Below are 23,705 nucleotides of genomic sequence, written 5' to 3' on the forward strand. Positions count from 1 at the left end.
GTTGTTCGTGAAACTTACTTCGCTAAACGCTTCTGGTGTTCCTGCGCGGCTTTCACAAAGCCAGTGAACAGCGGATGACCATCGCGTGGGGTCGACGTGAATTCCGGGTGGAACTGACAGGCAACAAACCACGGGTGGTTCGGGATCTCAATGATCTCAACCAGCTGATCGTCGCCAGAACGACCGGCAATATGCAGACCCGCCGCTTCAATCGGCTTCAGCAACATATTGTTTACTTCGTAACGATGACGGTGGCGTTCGGTAATGATTTCAGAACCGTACAACTGACGCACTTTGCTTTCCGGCGTCAACTGGCACTGCTGGCTGCCCAGACGCATGGTGCCGCCCAGATCGCTCTGCTCAGTACGCTGTTCAACGTTGCCCTCTTCGTCACGCCATTCGGTGATAAGCGCAACCACCGGATACTTACAGTCTGGCACAAATTCCGTAGAGTTCGCGCCTTCCATACCGGCAACGTTGCGGGCGAATTCCATCAGCGCAACCTGCATGCCCAGGCAAATTCCCAGGTAAGGCACGTTGTTCTCACGGGCGTATTGCGCCGTCATCATTTTGCCTTCCACACCGCGGTAGCCGAAGCCGCCAGGGATCAGAATAGCATCCAGATCTTTCAGTAATTCGACACCGCGCGTTTCAACATCCTGCGAGTCGATCAATTTGATATTCACGGTAACGCGATTTTTCAGGCCACCGTGTTTCAAGGCCTCAATCACTGACTTGTACGCATCCGGCAGTTCGACATATTTGCCGACCATACCGATGGTCACTTCGCCGCCCGGATTGGCTTCTTCGTAAATAACCTGTTCCCATTCGGCCAGGTTCGCTTCCGGCGCGTTCAGATTGAAACGCTTGCAGATGTAATCATCCAGACCTTGCGATTTCAGCATGCCTGGAATCTTGTAGATGGAATCCACATCTTTCAGGGAAATAACCGCTTTTTCTGGCACGTTACAGAACAGCGCGATTTTAGCGCGTTCGTTCGCTGGCACCGCGCGGTCAGAACGGCAGATCAGCACGTCTGGCTGAATCCCGATCGACAGCAGCTCTTTCACTGAATGCTGGGTTGGCTTGGTTTTCACTTCGCCTGCGGCCGCCATATACGGCACCAGCGTCAGGTGCATGTACATGGTGTGTTCACGACCGACATCGACCGCCATCTGGCGAATCGCTTCGAGGAACGGCAGAGATTCGATATCACCCACGGTACCGCCGATCTCGACCAGAACCACGTCATGACCTTCGCCGCCTTCAATAATGCGTTCTTTGATGGCGTTGGTGATGTGTGGAATAACCTGAATCGTGGCGCCCAGATAGTCACCGCGACGCTCTTTGCGCAGCACTTCTGAGTAGATACGACCGGTAGTAAAGTTGTTACGGCGCGACATTTTAGTGCGGATGAAGCGCTCGTAGTGACCTAAATCCAGATCGGTTTCGGCCCCATCATCGGTAACAAATACTTCACCGTGCTGCGTTGGGCTCATGGTACCCGGATCGACGTTGATGTACGGATCGAGTTTCATGATGGTCACATTCAGACCACGTGCTTCAAGGATGGCTGCGAGGGAGGCTGCGGCAATGCCTTTGCCCAGAGAGGAAACAACCCCGCCGGTCACAAAAATATAATTCGTTGTCATGCTGAACCTGAGAGTTTAGGTTTAAAGACGGTGGAATAACCAAGACGGGAAAATAGTATACTTGAAGTCGTCTTAAGCCACAATTGATGAATCACACCATCGTCCTCCACAGGTAAGCCGGTAACATAGCGGATAGCATGGTGCGAAATGTTGATGTACGTCACAAAGTCGCCGCAAGGCTGAATCGAGTAAGCTCAAGCGGCGAATTTATACGCAGCGCTGGAATAATCGCCAGATTCGCTTACTGTTTGTTCTCGCTCACTTTCACCTGCTGCCAGGCGGCTTCCATTTGATCCAGGGTCGCATCGCTCATGGCTAACCCTTGTGAGGCGATGATGGCTTCAACTTCACGGAAGCGGCGCTCAAATTTATCGTTGGCTTTTTGCAACGCGACTTCCGCTTTGCTGCCTAAATGGCGCGACAAATTGACGGTCGCGAACAGCAAATCACCGATTTCCTCTTCCAGCCTGGCGTTATCCACCACCGCTTGCTGCGCTTCGTGCATCACTTCATCGATCTCTTCATGCACTTTATCCAGCACCGGGCCGAGATTGTTCCAGTCGAAGCCCACCGAGCTGCAACGCTTCTGAATTTTGTGCGCGCGCATCAATGCCGGCAGCGCTTTAGGAATATCGTCCAGCGCCGAGTGCTGCGATTTTTCCGCGCGTTCGCTGTGCTTGATGGCTTCCCAGTTTTTCAGCACTTCTTCGCTGGTTGCAGCCTGAACATCGCCAAAAATGTGCGGATGACGGCGCTCAAGTTTGTCGCTGATAGTGTTGCAGATGTCATCGAAATTAAAGCGCTGCTGCTCATCGGCCATCTGCGCGTAGAACACCACCTGAAACAGCAGATCGCCAAGTTCACCGCGCAGATCGGCAAAATCTTCACGCTGGATGGCATCGATCACTTCGTAGGTTTCTTCCAGCGTGTAAGGCGCGATCGAGGCGAAGGTTTGCTGACGATCCCACGGGCAGCCGCGCTCCGGGTCGCGCAAGGTTTGCATGATGGTGAGCAGGCGATTTAAGGGCGTCATGAAAGGATCCTTTGGGAAAATTTTGGGAGAGACTGCGCCGGTTACACATACGGCAGCGTCTCCTTCCCCCGCGAACGGGGGAAGGTCGGGATGGGGGACAAACGGCTCTGAATCAATGCAAACGGCGCGCGTCGATAATATCCGGCACCTGATTGAGACGTGCCAGCACGCGGCCAAGCACTTGCTGGTTATAGATCTCAATATCCATATCAATGGTTGCCAGCTGCTTTTTGGTGTCACTGCGGCTGGAGACGCCGAGCACATTGACCTTCTCGTTAGCCAGAATGGTGGTGATATCGCGTAGCAGGCCGCTACGATCGTTGGCGGTAACGCGTACCACCAGCGAATAACCGCTGGAGTAATCCTCGCCCCACACCGCATCAACGATACGTTCCGGTGCGTGCGAAATCAGCTCGGTTAACTGGTCGCAGTCGGCGCGGTGAATCGAGATGCCGCGCCCCTGGGTGATAAAGCCCACGATATCGTCGCCAGGAATCGGCTGGCAGCAGCGGGCGATGTGGTGCAGCAGATTGCCCACGCCTTCCACCACCACGCGACCGCTCTCTTTGCGCGCGGACGGCGCATGTGACTTCTGCGTCAGCAGGCGCAGCGCCTCGCGATCTTCCTCTTCGGCGCTCGGCTTGTTGAGCTTGCCCTGCAGGAAATTCACCATCTGATTGAGGCGAATATCGCCGCCGCCAATCATCGCCAGCAGCTCATCCTGCGAACTGACGTTATAGCGCGGCAGCAGCAGTTTTTCCGCTTCGCGCATGCTGATATCCATCTGATTTAGCTCGCTTTCGAGGATCTGACGGCCAGCAATGATATTTTTGTCACGATCCTGTTTGCGGAACCAGGCATGAATTTTCGAGCGTCCGCGGCTGGTGGTGATATAGCCGAGATTCGGGTTCAGCCAGTCGCGGCTTGGGTTTGGCTGTTTCTGGGTGATCACTTCAATCTGATCGCCCATCTGCAACTGATAGGTAAACGGCACGATGCGCCCGCTGATTTTGGCGCCAATGCAGCGGTGGCCGATATCGCTGTGAATGTGGTAGGCGAAGTCGAGCGGCGTTGATCCCGCCGGCAGATCGACCACGTCACCTTTCGGGGTAAACACATACACGCGGTCGTCGAATACCTGGCTGCGCACCTCTTCCAGCATCTCGCCGGAATCAGCCATCTCTTCCTGCCAGCTAATCAGCTTACGCAGCCAGGCGATGCGTCCTTCATGTCCCGCCGCGCCGCGCGCGTTGCTGGAGGTTGGACCTTCTTTGTACTTCCAGTGTGCGGCGACGCCCAGCTCGGCATCTTCATGCATCTGGCGCGTACGAATCTGGATTTCCACCGTTTTGCCCTGCGGACCCAGCACCACGGTATGAATCGATTGATAGCCGTTAGGCTTGGGGTTGGCAACGTAGTCGTCAAACTCACTCGGCAGATGGCGAAACAGCGTATGCACCGTACCAAGCGCGCCGTAGCAATCCTGCAGCCGTTCCGCCACGATACGCACCGCGCGCACGTCAAACAGCTCATCGAACGCTAACGACTTCTTCTGCATCTTGCGCCAGATGCTGTAGATGTGTTTCGGACGGCCATACACTTCAGCACGCACGCCCTCTTTCTGCATCTCGGCGCGCAGATTGGCAACGAAGCTTTCAATGTAGCCTTCGCGGTCAATACGGCGTTCATGCAGCAGCTTAGCAATGCGTTTGTATTCATCGGGATGCAGATAGCGGAAGCAGTAATCTTCCAGCTCCCATTTGAGCTGGCCGATACCCAAGCGATTGGCCAGCGGCGCGTAGATATTGGTGCTCTCTTTCGCCGCGAGCACGCGCTCATCTTCTGGCGCGTCTTTCATTTCACGCAGATGGGCGATACGTTCTGCCAGCTTGATGACCACGCAGCGGAAATCTTCCACCATCGCCAGCAGCATACGGCGCACGTTATCCACCTGCTCGGAGGCCATCGAATCGTTGTGAATCGCTTTCAGCTGGCGAATGGCATCCATGTCGCGCACGCCGTGCACCAACATCACAATCTCTTTGCCAAAGGCTTTTTCGAGATCCTCTTCGCTCACCACATCGGCGTTGGCGAGCGGGAACAGCAGCGCCGCGCGCAGGCTATCAATGTCCATGCTGAGCATGGTGAGAATTTCCACCATCTCAATACCGCGCCACAGCAGCAGAGCTTGATCAGGATGGTTGTGCGTTTCGGCTTCACAGTAGCGCCACGCATCCGCCAGTCGCTGACAGGATTGCGGATTGTTGATACTCAAACTGGCGATCCACTGGTCGAGGGCAAATTCGCCCGCCGTATTTAAATGCGCACTTCTAACCGCAACCATATCCTCTCCTGCCACAGCGATGTGGACATCGCTTATGCTTTGCTAAACAGCACCATGGATTCGAGATGACTGGTATGGGGAAACATATCCAGCATCGCGACCCTTTCCAAATGGTAGCCCGCTGACAGCAATGTCTGACTGTCACGCGCCAGCGTTGTAGGGTTACAGGAAACATAGACCACACGTTGCGGCGCAAGTTTAACCACATGCGCCATTACGCCCGCGGCCCCAGCACGCGCTGGATCCAGTAACACCTTGTTAAATCCCTGCGTCGCCCACGGCTGACGCGATACATCTTCCTCCAGGTTATGCTGGAAAAAGCGAACATTCTTGAGATTAGTCTGCTCAGCATTATACGCTGCCTGCTGCACTAATGCTGCAACGCCCTCCACACCTACAACATTTTGTACGAACTTTCCTAATGGCAAGGTAAAGTTTCCCATGCCGCAGAACAAATCCAGCACACGATCCTCTGGCTGCAAATCCAGCCATTCAATGGCTTTGGCGACCATCTGCTGATTCACACCATCGTTGACCTGAATAAAATTCTGCGGGCTAAAAGATAGCGGCAAATTCAACGAGTGATAAAAAGGTTCGCGCGCATTCAGCGCCTGCAAACTTTCACTGCCATCAGCCAGATAGAGCGACAGTTGCTGCTCATGCGAAAAGCGTTCCAGTTTTGCGCGGTCGCCGGCAGATAATGCATCAAGATGACGCAGTACCATCAGCGGGCCATTATCCGCCAGCACCAATTCTACGTGGCCTAACCGTTTAACTGCCTGTAAATCGCTGAGGCACTGGTGCAGCGGCTGCAGCAACGCTTCAAGTTCGGGCACCAAAACCGGGCATTGCTTCAGTTCAACCAGATCGTTGCTGGCGGCCTGACGGAACCCCATTTGCAGACGCTGCTGTTTTGGCTGCCACTGCAATCCTAAACGCGCCCGGCGACGATAACCCCACGCGCTGCCGCTGATGATCTCATCCACCTTCACCGGCAGCGGCGCTTCGCGGCTTAACATGCGGCTTAAGGCGCGCGCTTTACTCTCCTGCTGCAAAGCCACCGAGGCATGTTGCTGCTGGCAGCCGCCGCACACGCCAAAATGGACGCAGCGCGGTGTTTCCCGCTGTGGGCTGGGATTAATGATCTTGTTGGCTTTGGCGCGTGCGTATTTGCTTTTATCCTCGAACACCGTCACTTCCGCCTGTTCACCGGGCAGCGCGCCGCTAACAAACATCGCCTTGCCTTTATGGCGCGCAACACCTTGTCCGAAAGGATCGAGGTCTTCAATGGTGACGGATATGCGAGTCTTCGTCGTCACACGCTGTTTTGCGGAGTAAAATTGCGCCATAGTATTGTGAAATCTCTACGTTAATTGGGTGTGCAGCCAATAACCGTGCTTGCACAGGGAAAAAATGCCAGGAGTCGCCAGGCCACAATTATGACCAAATACAGCCTGCGGGCGCGAATGATGATTCTGATACTGGCGCCAACGCTGATGATTGGTCTGCTGCTCAGTACCTTCTTTGTGGTGCACCGCTACAACGAATTACAGCATCAGGTGCACGACGCGGGAGCGAACATCATCGAACCGCTGGCGGTCTCCAGTGAATACGGCATGACGTGGCACAACCGCGATGCGATTCGCGAGTTAGTCAGTCTGCTGCATCGCCGCCACTCCGATATTGTCCGTGCCATCACCATTTTCGACAACAACAATCACGTCTACGTCACCTCGAATAACAATCAGAATCTGGCGCTGCTGCAAAAAGAGGACATCTCCACGCTGGAAGATGGCGTCTCGGTGGAGCGGCAAGGCACGATTATGATTCTGCGCACGCCGATTATCTCTGAACGCTATTCGGTGGATGAGCTGCCGGGCGAAGATGCCAAACCAGCCGGGAATCCGCTGGGTTATGTGGCGATCGAACTGGATCTGCAATCAGTGCGGCTGGAGCAGTACAAAGAAGTATTTGTCGCCACGCTGCTGCTGCTGTTCTGCCTGTGCATCGCCATGCTGTTTGCCTATCGCCTGATGCGCGACGTCACCGGTCCCATTCGCAATATGGTTACCACCGTGGACCGCATTCGTCGTGGCCAGCTGGACAGCCGCGTCGATGGTTACATGCTGGGCGAGCTGAGCATTCTGAAAAACGGCATCAACGCCATGGCGATGTCGCTCACCGCCTATCACGAAGAGATGCAGCAAAACATCGATCAGGCGACTTACGATCTGCGTGAAACGCTGGAGCAGCTGGAGATTCAGAACGTCGAGCTGGATCTGGCGAAGAAGCGCGCGCAGGAAGCGGCGCGCATCAAATCGGAATTCCTCGCCAACATGTCGCATGAGCTGCGTACGCCGCTGAACGGCGTAATTGGCTTTACCCGTCAGATGCTAAAAACCGGGCTGAGCACCAACCAGCGCGACTACATGAGCACCATCGAGCGTTCGGCGAATAACCTGCTGAGCATCATTAATGACGTGCTCGATTTCTCGAAACTGGAAGCCGGCAAGCTGGTGCTGGAGTCGATCCCGTTCCCGCTGCGCGCCACGCTGGATGAAACGTTGGTGCTGCTGGCGCCGTCCGCCCATGACAAAGGGCTGGAAATTACCGTGTGCCTGGAAAAACAGGTGCCGGATAATGTGATTGGCGATCCGCTGCGCCTGCAGCAGATCATGATTAACCTGATTGGTAACGCGATTAAATTCACCGAGCACGGTCATATCGACTTGCGCGTTGAGCTGCGCAGCATCAACACTACGCGCGTCGAGCTGGAGATTCAGGTGCATGACACCGGCATCGGTATCTCTGAACAGCAGCAGTCGCAGCTATTCCAGGCGTTTCGTCAGGCCGATGCCAGCATTACGCGCCGTCATGGCGGCACCGGTTTAGGGTTGGTGATCACGCAGAAACTGGTGAGCGAAATGGGCGGCGAAATTGCCTTCCACAGCCGTCCGAATCAGGGTTCGACCTTCTGGGTGCATATTCATCTCGATCTCAATCCCAATGCACCAGCCATTCCGCGCATGTTGGACGATTTGCGCGCCACGCCGCTGGCGTATATCGAGCCACATCCAGCGGTGGCAAAAGCGGTGCAGGAGATGCTAAGCATCACGCCGCTGCAGGTGCAGCACTTCTCCAGCCTGGAAGAGATGCCCGAGACGCACTTCCCGCTGCTGCTGATGGGTTTGCCGGTCACCGAGCCGCATCCTGCGACGTTGCCGGATGCATTGATTAAACGTCTGCATGCGCGCGCCGATTCGGTGCTGCTGGCGCTGCCGAGTGAAATGATGCTGTTTGCCGATGACTTACGGGCGCGCGGCATTGCCGGGTGTATCGCCAAACCGGTTTCGTTGACGCGCTTGCTGCCGATGCTGCTGGACTTACATGACTGGCAAAGCGATGCGCTGCCGCGTGGTGCACGTCAGCCGCTGACGGTAATGGCGGTGGATGACAATCCCGCCAACCTGAAACTGATTGGCGCGCTGCTGGAGGAGCAGGTGCAGCACATCATTCTGTGTGATAACGCCGAGCAGGCGATTCGCCAGGCGCGCCTGCACAAGCTGGACGTGATTCTGATGGACATTCAGATGCCGGATATCGATGGCATCCGCGCCAGCGAAATCATCCGCAGCCTGCCGCTGCACGCCACCACACCGATTGTCGCCGTTACTGCGCATGCGCTGGATGGCGAACGAGCGCAGCTCATCAACGCTGGCATGAATGACTATCTGGCGAAGCCGATTGATGAGGACAAATTGAGCCAGCTGCTGCAGCGTTACGCGCCGAACCGGGTCATGCCACAGCCGCAACAGCCGCACGTGGCGCCGTCGCTGGACTGGACGCTGGCGCTACGTCAGGCCGCCAATAAACCCGATTTAGCCCGCGATTTGCTGCAAATGCTGCTCGATTTCCTGCCGGAAGTGGAAGAGCGCGTAGAGAGTGCAATGGCGAGCAATGATGTGGTGGGATTGCGCGAGATTATCCACAAGCTGCACGGCAGCGCCAGCTACAGCGGCGTGCCGCGCCTGAAGCAGCTGTGTCAGCAGCTGGAGAAGAGTTTGCATCAGGAGAGCGATATCGACGCGCTGGAGCCGGAGCTGCTGGAGTTGAGCGATGAGATGGCGAACGTGGCGCGTGAAGCGAGGAAATTGTTGGCGTTGGGTTAGTGCGGTGCGATTTTCCCCTCACCCCAGCCCTCTCCCGCAAGCGGGCGAGGGAGTTGCCCTGAGCATGCTGAAGTTACGTGCAAACTTATTCCATCGCTCCGATCGGTTCCCTCTCCCTCTGGGAGAGGATTAGGGTGAGGGAAAACTATCTCCCTTTCCCCAGCTTTATCACCGCCGCCACATTGCGCGCCGTCAGGCGCACGTTCTGCGCCGCGTTGGCCAGCGCGTCATCCAATGAGCAGATGCTAAACAGCACGCTGAACACCGCATCCAGCCCATGTTGGTGCACCACGCCGACATCCGCGGTTAAACTTCCGGCAATGCCAATCACCGGTTTATCAAACTGCTTCGCGACCTTTGCCACACCAATCGGCACCTTGCCGTTAATGCTTTGACTATCAATGCGCCCTTCGCCGGTAATCACCAGATCGGCATCTTTCACCTGCTCGGCCAGGCCCAAGGCTTCAGTGACAATCTCAATGCCGCTGCGTAACTCGGCCTGACAAAACGCATGCAGCGCCGCGCCCATGCCGCCCGCCGCGCCGCCGCCATCAATGTGTAAAACATCAATATCCAGATCGCGATGAATCAGGGTGGCGTAATGTTCCAGTGCTTTGTCCAGCTGCTGCACCAGTTCCGGCGTCGCACCTTTCTGCGGACCGAAGATCGCCGAAGCGCCCTTATCACCGGTGAGCGGATTGCTGACATCGCAGGCGACTTCAAAGCGACACTGCTTAATACGCGCATCCAGCTGTTCGATATCGATGCGCGCCAGCTGCGGTAATGCGCCGCCGCCATAGGCGATTTGCTTGCCGTGCTCATCCAGCAGTTGTGCGCCCAGCGCTTGCATCATGCCGGAACCGCCATCATTGGTGGCGCTGCCGCCAATGCCGATAATGAAGTGATCGACACCGCGATCGAGCGCATCTTTGATCAGCTCGCCGGTGCCGAACGAGGTGGTAATCAGCGGATCGCGCTGTGCCGCGGGCACTAACTCCAGCCCGCTGGCTGCCGCCATTTCGATAAATGCGGTACGCTCATCACCTGACAAACCGTAGAACGCCTCCACTGGCTTGCCGAGCGGTCCAGTAACCGTCAGCCGGACAATGTTTCCCTGCGTTGCCGCCACCATCGCTTCAACCGTGCCTTCACCACCGTCGGCAACCGGTATTTTCACGTACTCAGCTTCGGGAAAGATCTCGCGGAATCCCGCTTCAATCGCCGAAGCCACTTCCAGGGCGGATAAACTCTCTTTATATGAATCCGGTGCGATGACAATTTTCATAGGCAATCCAGCGCGGTTGATGACGGACATCCGTCCTGCGAAGGCAGCGAGCCGCCCGACATCCGTAGACGCCGGACGATTGCACTACCGGGTGATCTCAACTTTCGCTAATTTTTCATAATAGCAGGCCAGCGCGCTATGGTCGGAAGTGCCCTGTCCATCCACTTTCAGCGCCTGCATCATCTCCATCACTGCGGCAGTCAGCGGCAGATGCGCACCGATCTCGTGCGAGGTATCCAGCGCATTGGCCAGATCTTTGATATGCAGATCGATGCGGAAGCCCGGTTTGAAGTTACGATCCAGCACCATCGGCGCTTTGGCATCCAGCACGGTGCTGCCTGCCAGACCACCACGAATCGCCTGATAAACCAGCTCAGGATTAACGCCCGCTTTGGTCGCCAGCGACAGCGCTTCTGACATCGCCGCGATGTTAAGCGCCACGATCACCTGATTTGCCAGCTTAGTCACATTCCCCGCACCAATGTCACCGGTGTGGACCACCGAACCCGCCATCGCTTTCATGATGTCGTAGCACTGATCAAACACCGCTTTATCACCGCCCACCATCACCGACAGCGTGCCCTCAATCGCTTTCGGCTCGCCGCCGCTGACTGGCGCATCGAGCATTTTGATGCCTTTCGCCGCCAGCGCATCATGCACTTCGCGGCTGGCCAACGGCGCAATGGAACTCATGTCGATAACGATCAGGCCCGGCTTCGCGCCTTCGATGATGCCGTTAGCACCGAGGCACACCTCTTTAACCTGTGGCGAGTTCGGTACCATGGTGATCAACACATCCACCTGTTCAGCCACCTCTTTTGGCGTCTTGGCTACGGTGGCGCCCAGCTCCACCAACTCTGCTTCGTTACTAACATTATGGTCGCGCACCACCAGCGAATAACCGGCTTTCACCAGGTTTTTACTCATCGGTTTGCCCATGATGCCGAGGCCGATAAATCCAATTTTCATTGCCTTTCCTCTCAGTCAGTTATTTTTTAAATTTGTCACACAGCGCCTGCGTGGCGTTACGGAACACACCCAGATCGCTGCCTACCGCTACAAAGCTGGCGCCCCACTCCAGATAGCGGCGTGCATCGGCTTCCACCGGCGCCAGAATGCCGCTCGGTTTCCCCGCCGCTTTGGCGCGTTCGAAGACGTGTTTAATCACTTTCAATACTTCGGGATGCGCAGGCTGGCCCAGATAGCCGAGCGCGGCCGAGAGATCGCCCGGCCCAACGAAGATGCCATCAACACCTTCCACCGCGGCGATAGCATCGATGTTGTCCACCGCCTGTTGCGTTTCGATCTGCACCAGCACCGTGATGTTGTCGTTAATGGTGCTGTTGTAATCCGGCAGCGTGCCGTACATGTTGCTGCGGTGTGAAACCGACACACCGCGAATGCCCGCCGGTGGATAGCGAGTAGATGCCACCGCGCGAATCGCTTCTTCCTCGGTTTCCACAAATGGCACCAGGAAGTTGTAGAAGCCGATATCCAGCAAGCGCTTGATGATGATCGGTTCGTTGCACGGCGGACGCACCACCGGCGCGCTGTGGCTGCCCTTCAGTGCCATTAGCTGCGGCACAAAGGTGGTGATGTCATTCGGCGCGTGTTCGCCATCCAGCACCAGCCAGTCAAAGCCCGCCAGGCCCAGCACTTCAGTGGTAAGGGGATTAGCCAGCGCGCACCAGCTGCCAATCAGGGTTTCTCCTGCCAGCAGACGGCGACGAAAAGGGTTCGGCCAGGCATTGCTCATTGTCTTCACTCCTGTCGGTTACAGCAGGCTCCCGCGCGGGGAGCCGGAAAAGTTAGCGCACCAGGCACGGACGCTTGTTATCAAAGGTCCAGTTCGGTACGAGGAACTGCATGGCTTGCGCATCGTCGCGCGCGCCTAAACCGTGTTTCTGATACAGCGCGTTGGCCTGCATCACCTGATCCATATCCAGCTCGACGCCGAGACCCGGTTTTTGCGGCACCTGCACCATGCCGCCTTTAATCTGTAGCGGCTCTTTAGTCAGGCGCTGATTGCCTTCCTGCCAAATCCAATGCGTATCGATGGCGGTAATCGCACCTGGTGCGGCGGCGGCAACGTGGGTAAACATCGCCAGTGAAATGTCGAAGTGGTTGTTAGAGTGCGAGCCCCACGTCAGGCCGAAGTCGTGACACATCTGCGCCACGCGTACCGAACCCTGCATCGTCCAGAAGTGCGGATCGGCCAGCGGGATATCGACCGACTGCAGCGACAGCGTGTGGCCCATTTGACGCCAGTCGGTGGCGATCATATTGGTGGCGGTCGGCATGCCGGTGGCGCGGCGGAATTCCGCCATCACTTCGCGCCCGGAATAGCCCTGCTCAGCGCCGCACGGATCTTCCGCATAGGCCAGCACACCTTTCAGCTGCTTACCGAGCAGAATCGCCTCGTTGAGCGACCAGGCGCCGTTAGGATCAAGCGTCACGCGCGCCTGCGGGAAGCGCTTCGCCAGCGCCGTCACCGCTTCGGCCTCTTCGCCACCGCGCAGCACGCCGCCTTTCAGTTTGAAATCGTTAAAGCCATATTTTTCATAGGCCGCTTCCGCCAGGCGCACCACCGTATCCGGCGTCAGCGCTTCTTCGTGGCGCAGGCGATACCAATCACATTTGTCATTTTCCTGGCTCTGATACGGCAGCGAGGTTTTCTTGCGGTCGCCGACATAGAACAGATAGCCGAGCATTTCTACCCGGTCGCGCTGCTGACCATCGCCGAGCAACGAGGCGACGTTCACGCCTAAATGCTGTCCCAGCAGATCGAGCAGCGCCGCTTCGATGCCAGTAACCACGTGAATGGTGGTACGCAAATCAAAGGTTTGGTTGCCGCGTCCGCTGGAATCGCGGTCGGCAAAGGTGCTGCGCACCAGGTTGAGGATGTTCTTGTATTCGCCAACGGTTTTCTGCACCACCAGCGCCGCCGCATCCTCCAGCGTCTGACGAATCTTTTCGCCGCCCGGAATCTCACCGACGCCGGTGTGTCCGGCATTGTCTTTAATGATGACAATGTTGCGGGTAAAGAACGGCGAATGCGCGCCACTCAGGTTAAGCAACATGCTGTCGTGACCGGCCACCGGAATGACCTGCAGCGATGTTATTTTCGGTGTCTGACTCATTTCCTGCTCCTTAAAATTAGCCGCGACCAAAGGCTGGACGCTTGCGGTCGAATGCCCAATTGGGAACCAGATACTGCATCGCGGTGGCGTCATTACGTGCGCCCGCCGGCAGTGATTTGTACAACGCGTTGGCCTGATGCAGGCGATCCCAATCCAGCTCGACGCCGAGGCCCGGCTTATCCGGCACGGCGATTTTGCCGTTGCGGATCTGCAGCGGCTCTTTGGTCAGGCGCTGATCGCCCTCCTGCCAAATCCAGTGCGTATCAATCGCGGTCGGTTTACCCGGCGCAGCAGCGCCAACGTGGGTGAACATCGCCAGTGAAATATCGAAGTGGTTATTGGAGTGACAGCCCCACGTCAGCCCCCAGTCATCACACAGCTGCGCCACGCGTACCGCGCCGCTCAGCGTCCAGAAGTGCGGATCGGCCAGCGGGATGTCGACGGAATTGAGCATCACCGCGTGGTTCATCTCGCGCCAGTTGGTGGCGATCATGTTGGTGGCGACCGGCAACCCCGTCGCACGGCGGAATTCGGCCATCACTTCGCGGCCGGAATAGCCCTGCTCGGCACCGCACGGATCTTCGGCGTAGGTCAGCACATCGCCCATGCCTTTACACAAGCGAATGGCTTCATCCAGCGTCCAGGCACCGTTGGGATCGACGGTGATGCGCGCATCGGGGAAGCATTTTTTTAGCGCCGCCGCCGACTCAATCTCCTGCTCGCCCGGCAGCACGCCGCCTTTGAGTTTGAAATCTTTGAAGCCATATTTGTCCTGCGCCGCTTCCGCCAGACGCACCACAGATTCCGGCGTCAGCGCCTCCTGATGACGCAAGTGATACCAGTCGTGGCTAGCATTTTCGCCGGTCAGATACGGCAAATCGGTTTTGCGACGATCGCCGAGATAGAACAGATAGCCGAGCACCGTGACCTCATCGCGCTGCTGGCCCGGACCGAGCAGTTCCGCCACCGGCACGCCGAGACATTGGCCGAGTAAATCCAGTAGCGCCGCTTCCAGCGCGGCCACCGCATTGACGCGCAGCTCGAAGGTCCACGCGCCCTTGCCGAAGGTATCGAAATCCGCCGACTGATTGCCTTTGTGCACCTGCTGCACCAGACGATTCATGCGGGCAACCTGCTGACCTTTTACCTGCGGAATTGCCTCAACCAGCGTTTGGTAGATGGTTTCCCCGCCCGGCGCTTCACCGACGCCGGTGTGTCCCGCGCTATCCGTGAGCACCACGATATTGCGGGTGAAGCAGGCGCTGTGCGCGCCACCGATGTTGAGCAACATGCTGTCGTAACCGGCAACCGGAATCACCTGCATATCGGTGATGACCGGCGTGCTTTGCGTAGTCATATTCCGTCCTTATGGCCTGGTTTTCAGTTCAACGCGTTTGATATCGCCGGCAATCACCAGGAAACTAAATGCGGCGACAAAGGCATGGATACCGACATAAATCAGCGCGCCCTCGAAGGATCCGCTGGTGGCGATGATGTAACCGATGGCAATTGGCGTGACGATGCCGGAGAAGTTACCGAACATGTTGAACAAGCCGCCGCTCAAACCGCTGATCTCTTTCGGGGCGGTATCTGCCATCACTGCCCAACCCAGCGCACCAATGCCTTTGCCGAAGAATGCCAGCGCCATAAAGAACACCACCACCCATTCGGTGTCGGTGTAGTTACACATCACCATCGAGATGGAGAGCAGCATACCGAGCACAATGGGCGTTTTACGCGCGATGTTCAGCGAACCGGTTTTACGCATCAGGTAATCAGAAATCACGCCGCCCAATACGCCGCCGAGGAAGCCACACACCGCAGGGATCGAAGCAATAAAGCCGGCCTTCAGAATCGACATGCCGCGCGCCTGCACCAGATACACCGGGAACCAGGTAATAAAGAAGTAGGTTAAGGCGTTGACGCAGTATTGGCCGAGATAGATGCCTAGCATCATGCGTGAGGTCAGTAGCTGTTTGATCTGGAACCACTTCTCGCTCCAGCTCACTTTGCGGTCATCCTTTTTGACGTCCATGTTGATCAGCGCGCCGCCCTGCTCCATGTACTCCAGCTCGGCTTTGTTGACGCCCGGATGATCGGTGGGATCGTGGATCACTTTCAGCCAGATAAAGCTGAGGATGATGCCCAATCCGCCCATGAACCAGAACACGTGCGCCCAGCCCACTTCGGAGACCAGCCAACCCATGATCGGCGCGAAGATTACCGTGGCAAAGTATTGCGCCGAGTTAAAGATTGCGACGGCGGTGCCGCGCTCCTGCGCCGGGAACCAGGCCGCAACAATGCGGCTATTGCCGGGGAAGGATGGCGCTTCAGCCAGGCCGACCAGGAAGCGCAACAGGAACAGCGAAATGATAATGCCAAAACCGCTGAACAGATCGACGAAGCCTTGCAGCAAGGTAAACAGCGACCAGAGGAAGATGCTCCAGAAGTAGACGCGTTTTGAGCCGAAGCGGTCGAGCAGCCAGCCGCCCGGAATCTGCCCAATCACGTACGCCCAGGAAAAGGCGGAGAAGATATAGCCAAGGCCGACCGAATCAAGGCCGATCTCTTTGGACATCGCCGAACCGGCAATCGAAATGGTTGCGCGGTCACCGTAGTTGAACGAGGTGACGATAAATAACATCACCACAATCCAGTAACGGGCATTAGTGCGCTTTTGCACTGCTTCCGCTGTCTGGCTGAAACTATTCATGATGCACTCCTGAAATATAGCGAACGCTACATCCACTCTGACTGCATACACATCGCGTTGGGTATCAGAATGAAGTCGGGTTAAACACGGCGATTTTTATATTTGGCAATACGATGATGCGTCGTGACGAATAACCTAACGTTGAAGAACGAGAATCAGTATAGGAACAGCCTGGCGGCGAAACACTGGAAGAACGCATGAGGATTAAGGGTGAAAGAGAATGATTTTATGGCATCTGCACATAACGCTGCGGCGTGGCTCACGGAACGCTTTTTTGCTCCCTGATTTTGCCTGGTTAACGTACAGGATAACGGCAGTTTGTGAGTCCCTTCACTTGTGTTTGGATAAACGAACCAAATTCCCCTGATAAATCTCCTTAAAGCCAGTCAGTTGCACAATGCATACGGCAAATACCCCTGCATATACTGAGGCTGGCAAAAAACGATGACGTGATGGACGTATTTTAAACCGCGCTGCTACGTACGGTGCGACGAACTGGAAGGTGAGCAATGAACCGTCCTCTGACAGAAAAACCGCTCTATATCAAAGTGCACGATGCCGATAACGTGGCGATCGTGGTCAACAATCAGGGGTTACCGTCCGGCACCCGGTTCGACGACGGACTGCAACTGACTGAGCATGTGCCGCAGGGACATAAAGTCGCGCTCAGCGATATCCCGCAAGCAGGCGCGATCCTGCGCTACGGTGAAGTGATTGGCTACGCGCTGCGCCCCATCCCACAAGGTAGCTGGATTGAAGAATCACTGGTAGCGCTGCCCGAAGCGCCGCCACTCAACAGTTTGCCGTTGGCAAACAATGTGCCGCCCGCGCTGCCGTCGCTGGAAGGTTATACCTTCGAAGGCTATCGCAACGCAGATGGCAGCGTGGGCACGCGCAACCTGCTCGGCATCACCACCAGCGTTCACTGCGTGGCGGGCGTGGTGGATTATGTAGTGCAGATCATTGAGCGTGATTTGCTGCCGCGTTATCCCAATGTCGATGGCGTGGTGGCGCTGAATCATCTGTACGGTTGCGGCGTGGCAATCAATGCGCCCGCCGCGGTGGTGCCGATTCGCACCATTCATAACCTGGCGCTGAATCCCAATTTTGGTGGCGAAGTGATGATCGTCAGCCTCGGCTGCGAGAAGTTACAGCCCGAACGTCTGCTGACCGGCACACCGGATGTGCAGGCCATTTCGCTGGATGACAACGACATTGTGCGATTGCAGGATGAGCGGCTGGTGGGCTTCGGCGCGATGGTGGATGAAATCCTGCAGGTCGCCGAACGCCATCTGAAAAAGCTTAATCAACGTCAGCGCGAAACCTGTCCAGCATCGGAATTGGTGATCGGCACGCAGTGCGGCGGCAGCGACGCTTTCTCGGGCGTAACGGCGAACCCCGCCGTGGGATTTGCTTCTGATTTGCTGGTGCGCTGCGGCGCAACGGTGATGTTCTCGGAAGTGACCGAAGTGCGGGATGCTATCCATCTGCTGACGCCGCGCGTGGTGGATGAAGCGGTCGGCAAACGGCTGCTGGAAGAGATGGCGTGGTATGACGATTACCTCAGCCAGGGCCAAACCGATCGCAGCGCCAATCCCTCGCCGGGCAATAAAAAAGGCGGGCTGGCGAATGTGGTGGAGAAAGCGCTGGGTTCGATTGCCAAGTCAGGACGCAGCCCGATTGTTGAAGTGTTATCGCCAGGACAGCGCCCCACCAAACGCGGGCTGATTTACGCGGCCACGCCAGCCAGCGATTTCGTGTGTGGCACGCAGCAGATGGCATCGGGCATTACCTTGCAGGTGTTCACCACCGGGCGCGGCACGCCTTACGGTTTGGCGGCCATTCCGGTGATCAAGATGGCAACGCGCAATGCGCTGGCCGAACGCTGGCATGATTTGATGGATATTAATGCCGGAACTATTGCGACGGGCGAAGAGAGTATTGAACAGGTCGGTTGGCGACTGTTTGAGTTGATTCTGGATATTGCCAGTGGGCGCAAGCAGACATGGTCGGATCGTTGGGGGATTCGTAATCAGCTCGCGGTGTTTAATCCGGCGCCGGTGACGTGATGGTTATTGCCCTCACCCTGACCCTCTCCCACTTCGCGGGAGAGGGAACAAACCGTGCGGGCTGCACCCTCTAAATATTCCCTCTCCCGCTGGCGGGAGAGGGTTAGGGTGAGGGAAAAGTCCTTACAGCAACTTACCCCAGCTCTCCACCCACGGTGAGGTCACTGATTCGGGCTCCGGATCTTCCGTCGCATCCACCAACAGCACCTCGCCGATGCGCTGCGCGCTCTGCTCCTGCAAGGTGGCATCAAAGGTTTTAGCTGCACCGCAGAAATTGTCATAGCTGCTGTCACCCAAGCCAATCACGCCATAACGCAATTCTGGTTGATAACCCAGCTGATCACGCACTGCAACATACAGGCGGGCAATGTTATCCGGGAAGTCGCCCTGACCGGTGGTTGAGGTGACAATCAGCACCACATCCTGGCTGTATGCCTGCCAATCCGCCATCGACGGATCTTCAAACACCTTCACGTCGTGGCCCTGCTCTTCCAGCACCGTCTGTGCTTCTTCAGCTACCAGCAGCGCATTGCCGTAAACCGTACCTGTAAAAATGCCAATCTTTGCCATCTTGCCGCTCCTTTATTCTGTCGGCTTATCCTGGACTGCATCATTGGCAAACTCAACCCTGGGAACATCAGGGATCTGATCCTGCCAGCCAAACTGCTCAAGCATCTGCTGCCAGACGCGATCCAACCCGGCGCGAATCACTATGGCCTCGCCGGTAACGGGATGGGTAAAGCTGAGCGCGCTGGCGTGCAGCATCAGGCGATTGAGGCCAAAATGTGCCGCCGCACCGCGATTCTGGCGCAGATCGCCGTGCGCGCTGTCGCCAATAATCGGATGACGCAGATGCACCATGTGGCGACGCAGCTGATGTTTACGCCCGGTGTGCGGCGCCATCTCCACCAGCGTATAGCGCGCGGTGTTATAGCGGCTGATGGCGACCGGCATCTCAACGTGTGCCAGCGCCTGGTAATCCGTTACCGCCGGTTGGGCAACAGGTTCCTGGGTGGCAAATTTGTCGGCAATCTTATCCAGCTCTTCCACCAGCGGATAATCCAGCGTCGCGCCGCCTTCCAGCCAGCCGCGCAGCACCGCATGATAGGTTTTCTGCATCTGATGCTGTTCAAACTGCTGCGTCAGTAAATGGGCGACTTCACTCGATAAGGCCATCAGCAACACGCCGGACGTTGGGCGATCGAGGCGGTGCACAGTAAACACATGCTGGCCAATCTGATCGCGCACCGTTTGCATCACCACCACTTTTTCGTTGCGATCGAGCCAGCTACGATGCACCAGCCAACCGGCAGGTTTATTCACGGCGACCAGCCACTCATCTTGATAAAGGATTTCGAGCATCAGGCGGTGGGTTCCTGGAACAGCGCATCAAACTTGTTGAGCGTCAGCAATAACGTCGCATAGCCCGGCGTGTCGGTTGGCAATGCAACTTCATAATAAGGTGCGATGGCAAAATTCTGCGGTAACGGCGCGCCGCTTTCGAGCAGCGCATAAAAACGCGGCATCAGCACCCATTGCAGCCATTGCAGCGGCTCCATGGTATCGAGACAGAAAGGTTCGGTACTGGCGAAGGCGTGCGCCTCGGGCGATTGTGACTGCCAATGGCCGTGTTCGCGCATCACCGCTTCGACCTGCTGCAGGCGCTGAAAAATCATTTGCGACGACATGCGCCACCTCCAGAGAAAAATTGGGCGGCAAGCATACCATCAGTCACGCCCGGCGTAAAAATGGCATAAAAAAAGGGAGCACTGTGATTACAGTGCTCCCGGTTTTCGTTTGCAGCATTCCAGCTACTGCTGTGCTCCCTGCTCATCCATGACAACTTTTCCTGCGCTTTCCGTCGCTTGTCATCATGACATTGGTCCTTAGCATCCTGGCCCGCCACGTTCCGCGTGGCTCTCATTCTCCGTCCTGGAGGTGTCCTTTATACTCAATCCTGAGTGTCCTGCTTCGTCCTAAAGCCTTCCGTGTGCCGTAAATTCCGTTACGTTCCCGCCTCATGGCTGACATTCTCCTGAACGTCTCTTAATCCCCAGCATCCTGCCAGTGGTGACTATTCTCCCAGAAACCATCGCAATAACAAGCCAGTAAGAAGCGTTAATGGATTAAGTCCTGTCTGAATTTTCAGATTGATGCCATAAGTTCATGATTCACAATATTTTTACATTTAGGGCTTCCGCAAGTCTGCGAAATGATCTAGCGATCTCTCACACCTAACGTAAGAGATCTCTCACAAAGCGCAGCCTAAAAATCTGCAAATCACTGAGTAACCGGTTGTAAAGCATTAAGAAATGTCTTAACCGATGTCGCCAGGACTTCACGCTTTTTAGTGCCAGGCTCCTCGATAATGACCTCGCCGGTAAGATTGCACAGCGCAATCACATCATTCTCTGAGTTGGTGGTGGCAATAAACAGCGTTGGCGCTTGTCTTAAGCGGCGCTTCATAACCAAGTGACCAATCAGGTTTTCCTGCAGGCGAGTGAAATCCGCTTCACTCCATACCTGCAGCAGGGTAATCGGCTGCTGTTCAAAGGTTGCCGTCATATCACCTGCAAACTGGCTGGTATAAAACGCACTGATTTCTGGTTGCAGTTGCAGATCCAGCGCACGCTCTACCGCTTCAAGCGTGGCCGGTAACGTAAACGGCTGCGGCTGCCACAACACGCGGTCATCCAGCGTGCTAATAATGCAGTCGGAGGGAACGCCAAGCAGATCGGCGCTGGCGGGAAAATGTCCGGTTTGTTGCTGCCAATGTTCCACGTAGCGGGCGGTAAACTCACGCAGAGCATCTACGGTTTGCTGCATCATTCATATTCTCGCAAGTGTTAGGTTACACTTAACCACTTTGATGAAATTTAGTGGTAACCGTTATGTCTTCTGAAAACCGGGATCAGGCATTAAGCGGCCTGACCTTAGGTAAGCCCACGGCTTATGTTGATCGCTACGATAACACGCTGCTGCAATCCGTGCCGCGCAGCCTTAACCGTGAGCCGCTGGGGCTGTATCCCGATAATCTGCCGTTTACTGGCGCAGATATCTGGACGCTCTACGAACTCTCCTGGCTCAACAGCAAAGGCGTTCCGCAGGTCGCAGTGGGCGAAGTGGTACTGCGCGCCGATAGCCAAAACCTGATCGAGTCGAAGAGTTTCAAGCTCTATCTTAACAGTTTTAATCAGAGCGTTTTCGCCGACTGGGGCGAAGTGCGTCAGACGCTGGAGCGCGATCTCAGCGCCTGCGCGAAGGGTCAGGTCAGCGTGGCGCTGTTTCGTCTCAGCGAAGTGGAAGGCCAGCCGATCGGCCATTTCAGTGGCGAAGTGATTGATGAACAGGATATCGAAATCCACGATTACGCCTTCAATGCAGATTATCTGGCGCAGGCTGCAGGCCGTGAAATTGTTGAAGAAACGCTGGTTAGCCATCTGCTGAAATCGAACTGCTTAATTACCAATCAGCCCGATTGGGGCTCGGTGATGATTCGCTACAAAGGCCCGCGTATTAATCGTGAAGCGCTGCTGCGTTATCTCATCTCATTCCGTCAGCATAATGAGTTTCATGAGCAGTGCGTTGAGCGCATTTTCAACGACGTTCAGCGCTTTTGTCAGCCAGAAGCCCTGAGCGTTTATGCACGTTACACCAGGCGCGGCGGTCTGGATATCAATCCGTGGCGCAGTAACGTGCCCTTCTCTCCGGGATTTTCCCGCCTGGTTCGCCAGTAATAGTTTGCGAGACGCCTCGCAGGCCGCTGCACGGATGCGCGGTTCCCCTTGAGCATTCACAGCGGACAACGTTACTCTGTTGAAGGCGCGATCGAAGCATGCGCGACCAGGGATTTTCGTCGCTGCGTTAATAAGTTAAGCGCAGCGTCATCAGCCACGCATTTGCGTGTAAAGGAGTTCTCTTGATTACACATATCAGCCCGCTTGGCTCGATGGATCTGCTCTCCCAGCTTGAAGTCGACATGCTGAAGCGCACCGCTAGCAGCGACCTTTATCAGCTGTTTCGTAACTGTTCTCTTGCGGTACTCAACTCCGGTAGCCAGACCGACAGCAGCCAGGAATTGCTTTCGCGTTTTGAAAACTTCGACATCAACGTGTTGCGCCGTGAGCGCGGTGTGAAACTGGAGCTGATTAACCCGCCGGAAGAGGCATTTGTTGATGGCCGGATTATTCGTTCGCTGCAGGCAAACTTGTTTGCCGTGCTGCGCGACATTCTGTTTGTAAACGGACAACTGGCGGCAACAGAACGCTACCAGAACGAGGAGCCGGAAGACTCTGCGCATATCACCAATCAGGTGTTTTCGATTCTGCGTAACGCGCGTGCACTGCACATCGGCGAATATCCGAATACCGTGGTGTGTTGGGGCGGCCACTCAATCAATGCGGTGGAATACCAATATTGCCGCAACGTCGGCACGCAAATGGGCCTGCGCGAACTCAACATCTGTACCGGTTGCGGACCTGGCGTCATGGAAGCACCGATGAAAGGTGCGGCGGTGGGACATGCGCAGCAGCGCTATCATGACAGCCGTTTTATCGGCCTGACTGAGCCCTCAATCATTGCCGCCGAACCACCGAATCCGCTGGTCAATGAGCTGATCATCATGCCGGATATCGAAAAACGCCTTGAAGCCTTTGTGCGTATCGCCCACGGTATCGTGATCTTCCCTGGCGGCGTGGGCACAGCAGAAGAGCTGCTGTATTTGTTGGGTATTTTAATGAATCCGCACAACAGCGATCAGGTATTGCCGCTGATTCTGACCGGACCCAAAGAGAGCGCCGACTACTTCCGCGTGCTGGATGATTTCATCGTCAATACGCTGGGCGAAGCCGCACGCAAGCACTACACAATTATCATTGATGATGCCGCTGAAGTGGCGCGTCTGATGAAGAAAGCCATGCCGCAGGTGAAAGAGTATCGCCGCGAAACCGGCGATGCCTACAGCTTCAACTGGTCAATTCGTATCGCACCCGAATTGCAGGTGCCCTTCCTGCCGACGCACGAGAATATGGCAAACCTGAAGCTGTTCCCGGATCAGCCCGCCGAGCTGCTGGCAGCCGATCTGCGTCGCGCCTTCTCCGGCATTGTGGCGGGTAACGTCAAAGAGATCGGGATCCGTGAAATTCGCGAGAAAGGCCCGTACAAACTGCACGGCGATGCCAATCTCATGCACCGCATGGACGAACTGTTGCAAGGTTTTGTCGCACAGCAGCGCATGAAGCTGCCGGGCAGCGCCTACACGCCTTGCTACGAAATCATCAAATAACCCATCAGGAAGGCAG

At 56.2% G+C, this 23,705-nt stretch carries 18 protein-coding genes; 4 read left to right on the top strand and 14 right to left on the bottom strand.

Going from position 1 to position 23,705, the window contains the following annotated elements; all coding sequences use genetic code 11:
* Window positions 1-14: 14 nt before the first annotated feature.
* From pyrG to rlmD, 4 genes are all read right to left on the bottom strand, one after another.
* Window positions 15-1,652 carry a glutamine hydrolyzing CTP synthase gene (pyrG, locus tag ACYAC5_RS15195; protein ID WP_309833526.1) on the bottom strand — a complete coding sequence of 546 codons (1,638 nt, stop codon included), beginning with the start codon at window positions 1,650-1,652 and terminating at the stop codon, window positions 15-17.
* 241 nt (window positions 1,653-1,893) lie between these two features.
* Window positions 1,894-2,685: a nucleoside triphosphate pyrophosphohydrolase gene (gene mazG, locus ACYAC5_RS15200; protein WP_462061969.1), complete on the bottom strand. Its 792-nt coding sequence runs from the start codon at window positions 2,683-2,685 to the stop codon at window positions 1,894-1,896.
* A 112-nt stretch (window positions 2,686-2,797) separates the two neighbouring features.
* Window positions 2,798-5,029, bottom strand: coding sequence for a GTP diphosphokinase (relA, locus tag ACYAC5_RS15205; RefSeq protein ID WP_101762592.1), 2,232 nt, complete (start codon window positions 5,027-5,029; stop codon window positions 2,798-2,800).
* Between the two features lie 32 nt (window positions 5,030-5,061).
* Window positions 5,062-6,378: a 23S rRNA (uracil(1939)-C(5))-methyltransferase RlmD gene (gene rlmD / locus ACYAC5_RS15210; RefSeq protein ID WP_462061970.1), complete on the bottom strand. Its 1,317-nt coding sequence runs from the start codon at window positions 6,376-6,378 to the stop codon at window positions 5,062-5,064.
* A gap of 90 nt (window positions 6,379-6,468) precedes the next feature.
* Here rlmD and barA point away from each other — a divergent pair, with 90 nt between their 5' ends.
* Window positions 6,469-9,198, top strand: coding sequence for a two-component sensor histidine kinase BarA (barA, locus tag ACYAC5_RS15215; protein ID WP_271461260.1), 2,730 nt, complete (start codon window positions 6,469-6,471; stop codon window positions 9,196-9,198).
* Window positions 9,199-9,343: 145 nt separating this feature from the next.
* Here barA and ACYAC5_RS15220 read toward each other — a convergent pair whose 3' ends face one another.
* From ACYAC5_RS15220 to ACYAC5_RS15245, 6 genes are all read right to left on the bottom strand, one after another.
* The gene (locus ACYAC5_RS15220; protein ID WP_192412003.1) at window positions 9,344-10,483 is read right to left on the bottom strand and encodes a glycerate kinase; all 1,140 of its coding nucleotides are present in this window, start codon (window positions 10,481-10,483) and stop codon (window positions 9,344-9,346) included.
* 84 nt (window positions 10,484-10,567) lie between these two features.
* Window positions 10,568-11,452 carry a 2-hydroxy-3-oxopropionate reductase gene (garR, locus tag ACYAC5_RS15225; RefSeq protein WP_064738030.1) on the bottom strand — a complete coding sequence of 295 codons (885 nt, stop codon included), beginning with the start codon at window positions 11,450-11,452 and terminating at the stop codon, window positions 10,568-10,570.
* A 19-nt stretch (window positions 11,453-11,471) separates the two neighbouring features.
* On the bottom strand, window positions 11,472-12,239 hold the full coding sequence (gene garL, locus ACYAC5_RS15230) for a 2-dehydro-3-deoxyglucarate aldolase (RefSeq protein WP_101762587.1): 768 nt from the start codon (window positions 12,237-12,239) through the stop codon (window positions 11,472-11,474).
* A gap of 52 nt (window positions 12,240-12,291) precedes the next feature.
* Window positions 12,292-13,623, bottom strand: a complete 1,332-nt coding sequence (gene gudD / locus ACYAC5_RS15235; RefSeq protein WP_192412005.1) for a glucarate dehydratase — start codon at window positions 13,621-13,623, stop codon at window positions 12,292-12,294.
* A gap of 16 nt (window positions 13,624-13,639) precedes the next feature.
* Window positions 13,640-14,980, bottom strand: a complete 1,341-nt coding sequence (locus ACYAC5_RS15240) for an enolase C-terminal domain-like protein (RefSeq protein WP_462061971.1) — start codon at window positions 14,978-14,980, stop codon at window positions 13,640-13,642.
* Between the two features lie 9 nt (window positions 14,981-14,989).
* Window positions 14,990-16,336: an MFS transporter gene (locus ACYAC5_RS15245; protein ID WP_101762584.1), complete on the bottom strand. Its 1,347-nt coding sequence runs from the start codon at window positions 16,334-16,336 to the stop codon at window positions 14,990-14,992.
* Between the two features lie 509 nt (window positions 16,337-16,845).
* Between ACYAC5_RS15245 and garD the strand changes: the two genes are divergently transcribed.
* Window positions 16,846-18,405: a galactarate dehydratase gene (gene garD, locus ACYAC5_RS15250; protein WP_309833514.1), complete on the top strand. Its 1,560-nt coding sequence runs from the start codon at window positions 16,846-16,848 to the stop codon at window positions 18,403-18,405.
* Window positions 18,406-18,528: 123 nt separating this feature from the next.
* On the opposite strand, the gene ACYAC5_RS15255 is transcribed toward garD, so the two are convergent.
* The 4 genes from ACYAC5_RS15255 to syd all read right to left on the bottom strand — a co-directional run bounded on the left by ACYAC5_RS15255 (window position 18,529) and on the right by syd (window position 21,234).
* Window positions 18,529-18,975 (bottom strand): flavodoxin, encoded by a 447-nt coding sequence (locus tag ACYAC5_RS15255; RefSeq protein ID WP_110867948.1) that lies wholly within the window; start codon window positions 18,973-18,975, stop codon window positions 18,529-18,531.
* A gap of 12 nt (window positions 18,976-18,987) precedes the next feature.
* Complete coding sequence (gene truC / locus ACYAC5_RS15260; RefSeq protein ID WP_309833511.1) at window positions 18,988-19,767, bottom strand: tRNA pseudouridine(65) synthase TruC; 780 nt, start codon at window positions 19,765-19,767, stop codon at window positions 18,988-18,990.
* The gene (locus tag ACYAC5_RS15265; RefSeq protein WP_309833509.1) at window positions 19,767-20,093 is read right to left on the bottom strand and encodes a YqcC family protein; all 327 of its coding nucleotides are present in this window, start codon (window positions 20,091-20,093) and stop codon (window positions 19,767-19,769) included. Before ACYAC5_RS15265 ends, truC begins: the two co-directional genes overlap by 1 nt.
* A gap of 592 nt (window positions 20,094-20,685) precedes the next feature.
* Window positions 20,686-21,234, bottom strand: a complete 549-nt coding sequence (syd, locus tag ACYAC5_RS15270; protein WP_110867950.1) for a SecY-interacting protein — start codon at window positions 21,232-21,234, stop codon at window positions 20,686-20,688.
* Between the two features lie 62 nt (window positions 21,235-21,296).
* Here syd and queF point away from each other — a divergent pair, with 62 nt between their 5' ends.
* Window positions 21,297-22,142 carry an NADPH-dependent 7-cyano-7-deazaguanine reductase QueF gene (queF, locus tag ACYAC5_RS15275; RefSeq protein ID WP_110867951.1) on the top strand — a complete coding sequence of 282 codons (846 nt, stop codon included), beginning with the start codon at window positions 21,297-21,299 and terminating at the stop codon, window positions 22,140-22,142.
* 182 nt (window positions 22,143-22,324) lie between these two features.
* Complete coding sequence (ppnN, locus tag ACYAC5_RS15280) at window positions 22,325-23,689, top strand: nucleotide 5'-monophosphate nucleosidase PpnN (RefSeq protein WP_192412011.1); 1,365 nt, start codon at window positions 22,325-22,327, stop codon at window positions 23,687-23,689.
* The last annotated feature ends 16 nt before the right edge of the window (window positions 23,690-23,705 follow it).

The sequence above is a fragment of the Pantoea sp. y20 genome, from assembly GCF_054903455.1.

What these genes read in the sequence shown, in the direction of transcription:
- pyrG (WP_309833526.1), bottom strand. Translation starts at nt 1,652, where the DNA reads ATGACAACGAATTATATTTTTGTGACCGGCGGGGTTGTTTCCTCTCTG.
- mazG (WP_462061969.1), bottom strand. Translation starts at nt 2,685, where the DNA reads ATGACGCCCTTAAATCGCCTGCTCACCATCATGCAAACCTTGCGCGAC.
- relA (WP_101762592.1), bottom strand. Translation starts at nt 5,029, where the DNA reads ATGGTTGCGGTTAGAAGTGCGCATTTAAATACGGCGGGCGAATTTGCC.
- rlmD (WP_462061970.1), bottom strand. Translation starts at nt 6,378, where the DNA reads ATGGCGCAATTTTACTCCGCAAAACAGCGTGTGACGACGAAGACTCGC.
- barA (WP_271461260.1), top strand. Translation starts at nt 6,469, where the DNA reads ATGACCAAATACAGCCTGCGGGCGCGAATGATGATTCTGATACTGGCG.
- ACYAC5_RS15220 (WP_192412003.1), bottom strand. Translation starts at nt 10,483, where the DNA reads ATGAAAATTGTCATCGCACCGGATTCATATAAAGAGAGTTTATCCGCC.
- garR (WP_064738030.1), bottom strand. Translation starts at nt 11,452, where the DNA reads ATGAAAATTGGATTTATCGGCCTCGGCATCATGGGCAAACCGATGAGT.
- garL (WP_101762587.1), bottom strand. Translation starts at nt 12,239, where the DNA reads ATGAGCAATGCCTGGCCGAACCCTTTTCGTCGCCGTCTGCTGGCAGGA.
- gudD (WP_192412005.1), bottom strand. Translation starts at nt 13,623, where the DNA reads ATGAGTCAGACACCGAAAATAACATCGCTGCAGGTCATTCCGGTGGCC.
- ACYAC5_RS15240 (WP_462061971.1), bottom strand. Translation starts at nt 14,980, where the DNA reads ATGACTACGCAAAGCACGCCGGTCATCACCGATATGCAGGTGATTCCG.
- ACYAC5_RS15245 (WP_101762584.1), bottom strand. Translation starts at nt 16,336, where the DNA reads ATGAATAGTTTCAGCCAGACAGCGGAAGCAGTGCAAAAGCGCACTAAT.
- garD (WP_309833514.1), top strand. Translation starts at nt 16,846, where the DNA reads ATGAACCGTCCTCTGACAGAAAAACCGCTCTATATCAAAGTGCACGAT.
- ACYAC5_RS15255 (WP_110867948.1), bottom strand. Translation starts at nt 18,975, where the DNA reads ATGGCAAAGATTGGCATTTTTACAGGTACGGTTTACGGCAATGCGCTG.
- truC (WP_309833511.1), bottom strand. Translation starts at nt 19,767, where the DNA reads ATGCTCGAAATCCTTTATCAAGATGAGTGGCTGGTCGCCGTGAATAAA.
- ACYAC5_RS15265 (WP_309833509.1), bottom strand. Translation starts at nt 20,093, where the DNA reads ATGTCGTCGCAAATGATTTTTCAGCGCCTGCAGCAGGTCGAAGCGGTG.
- syd (WP_110867950.1), bottom strand. Translation starts at nt 21,234, where the DNA reads ATGATGCAGCAAACCGTAGATGCTCTGCGTGAGTTTACCGCCCGCTAC.
- queF (WP_110867951.1), top strand. Translation starts at nt 21,297, where the DNA reads ATGTCTTCTGAAAACCGGGATCAGGCATTAAGCGGCCTGACCTTAGGT.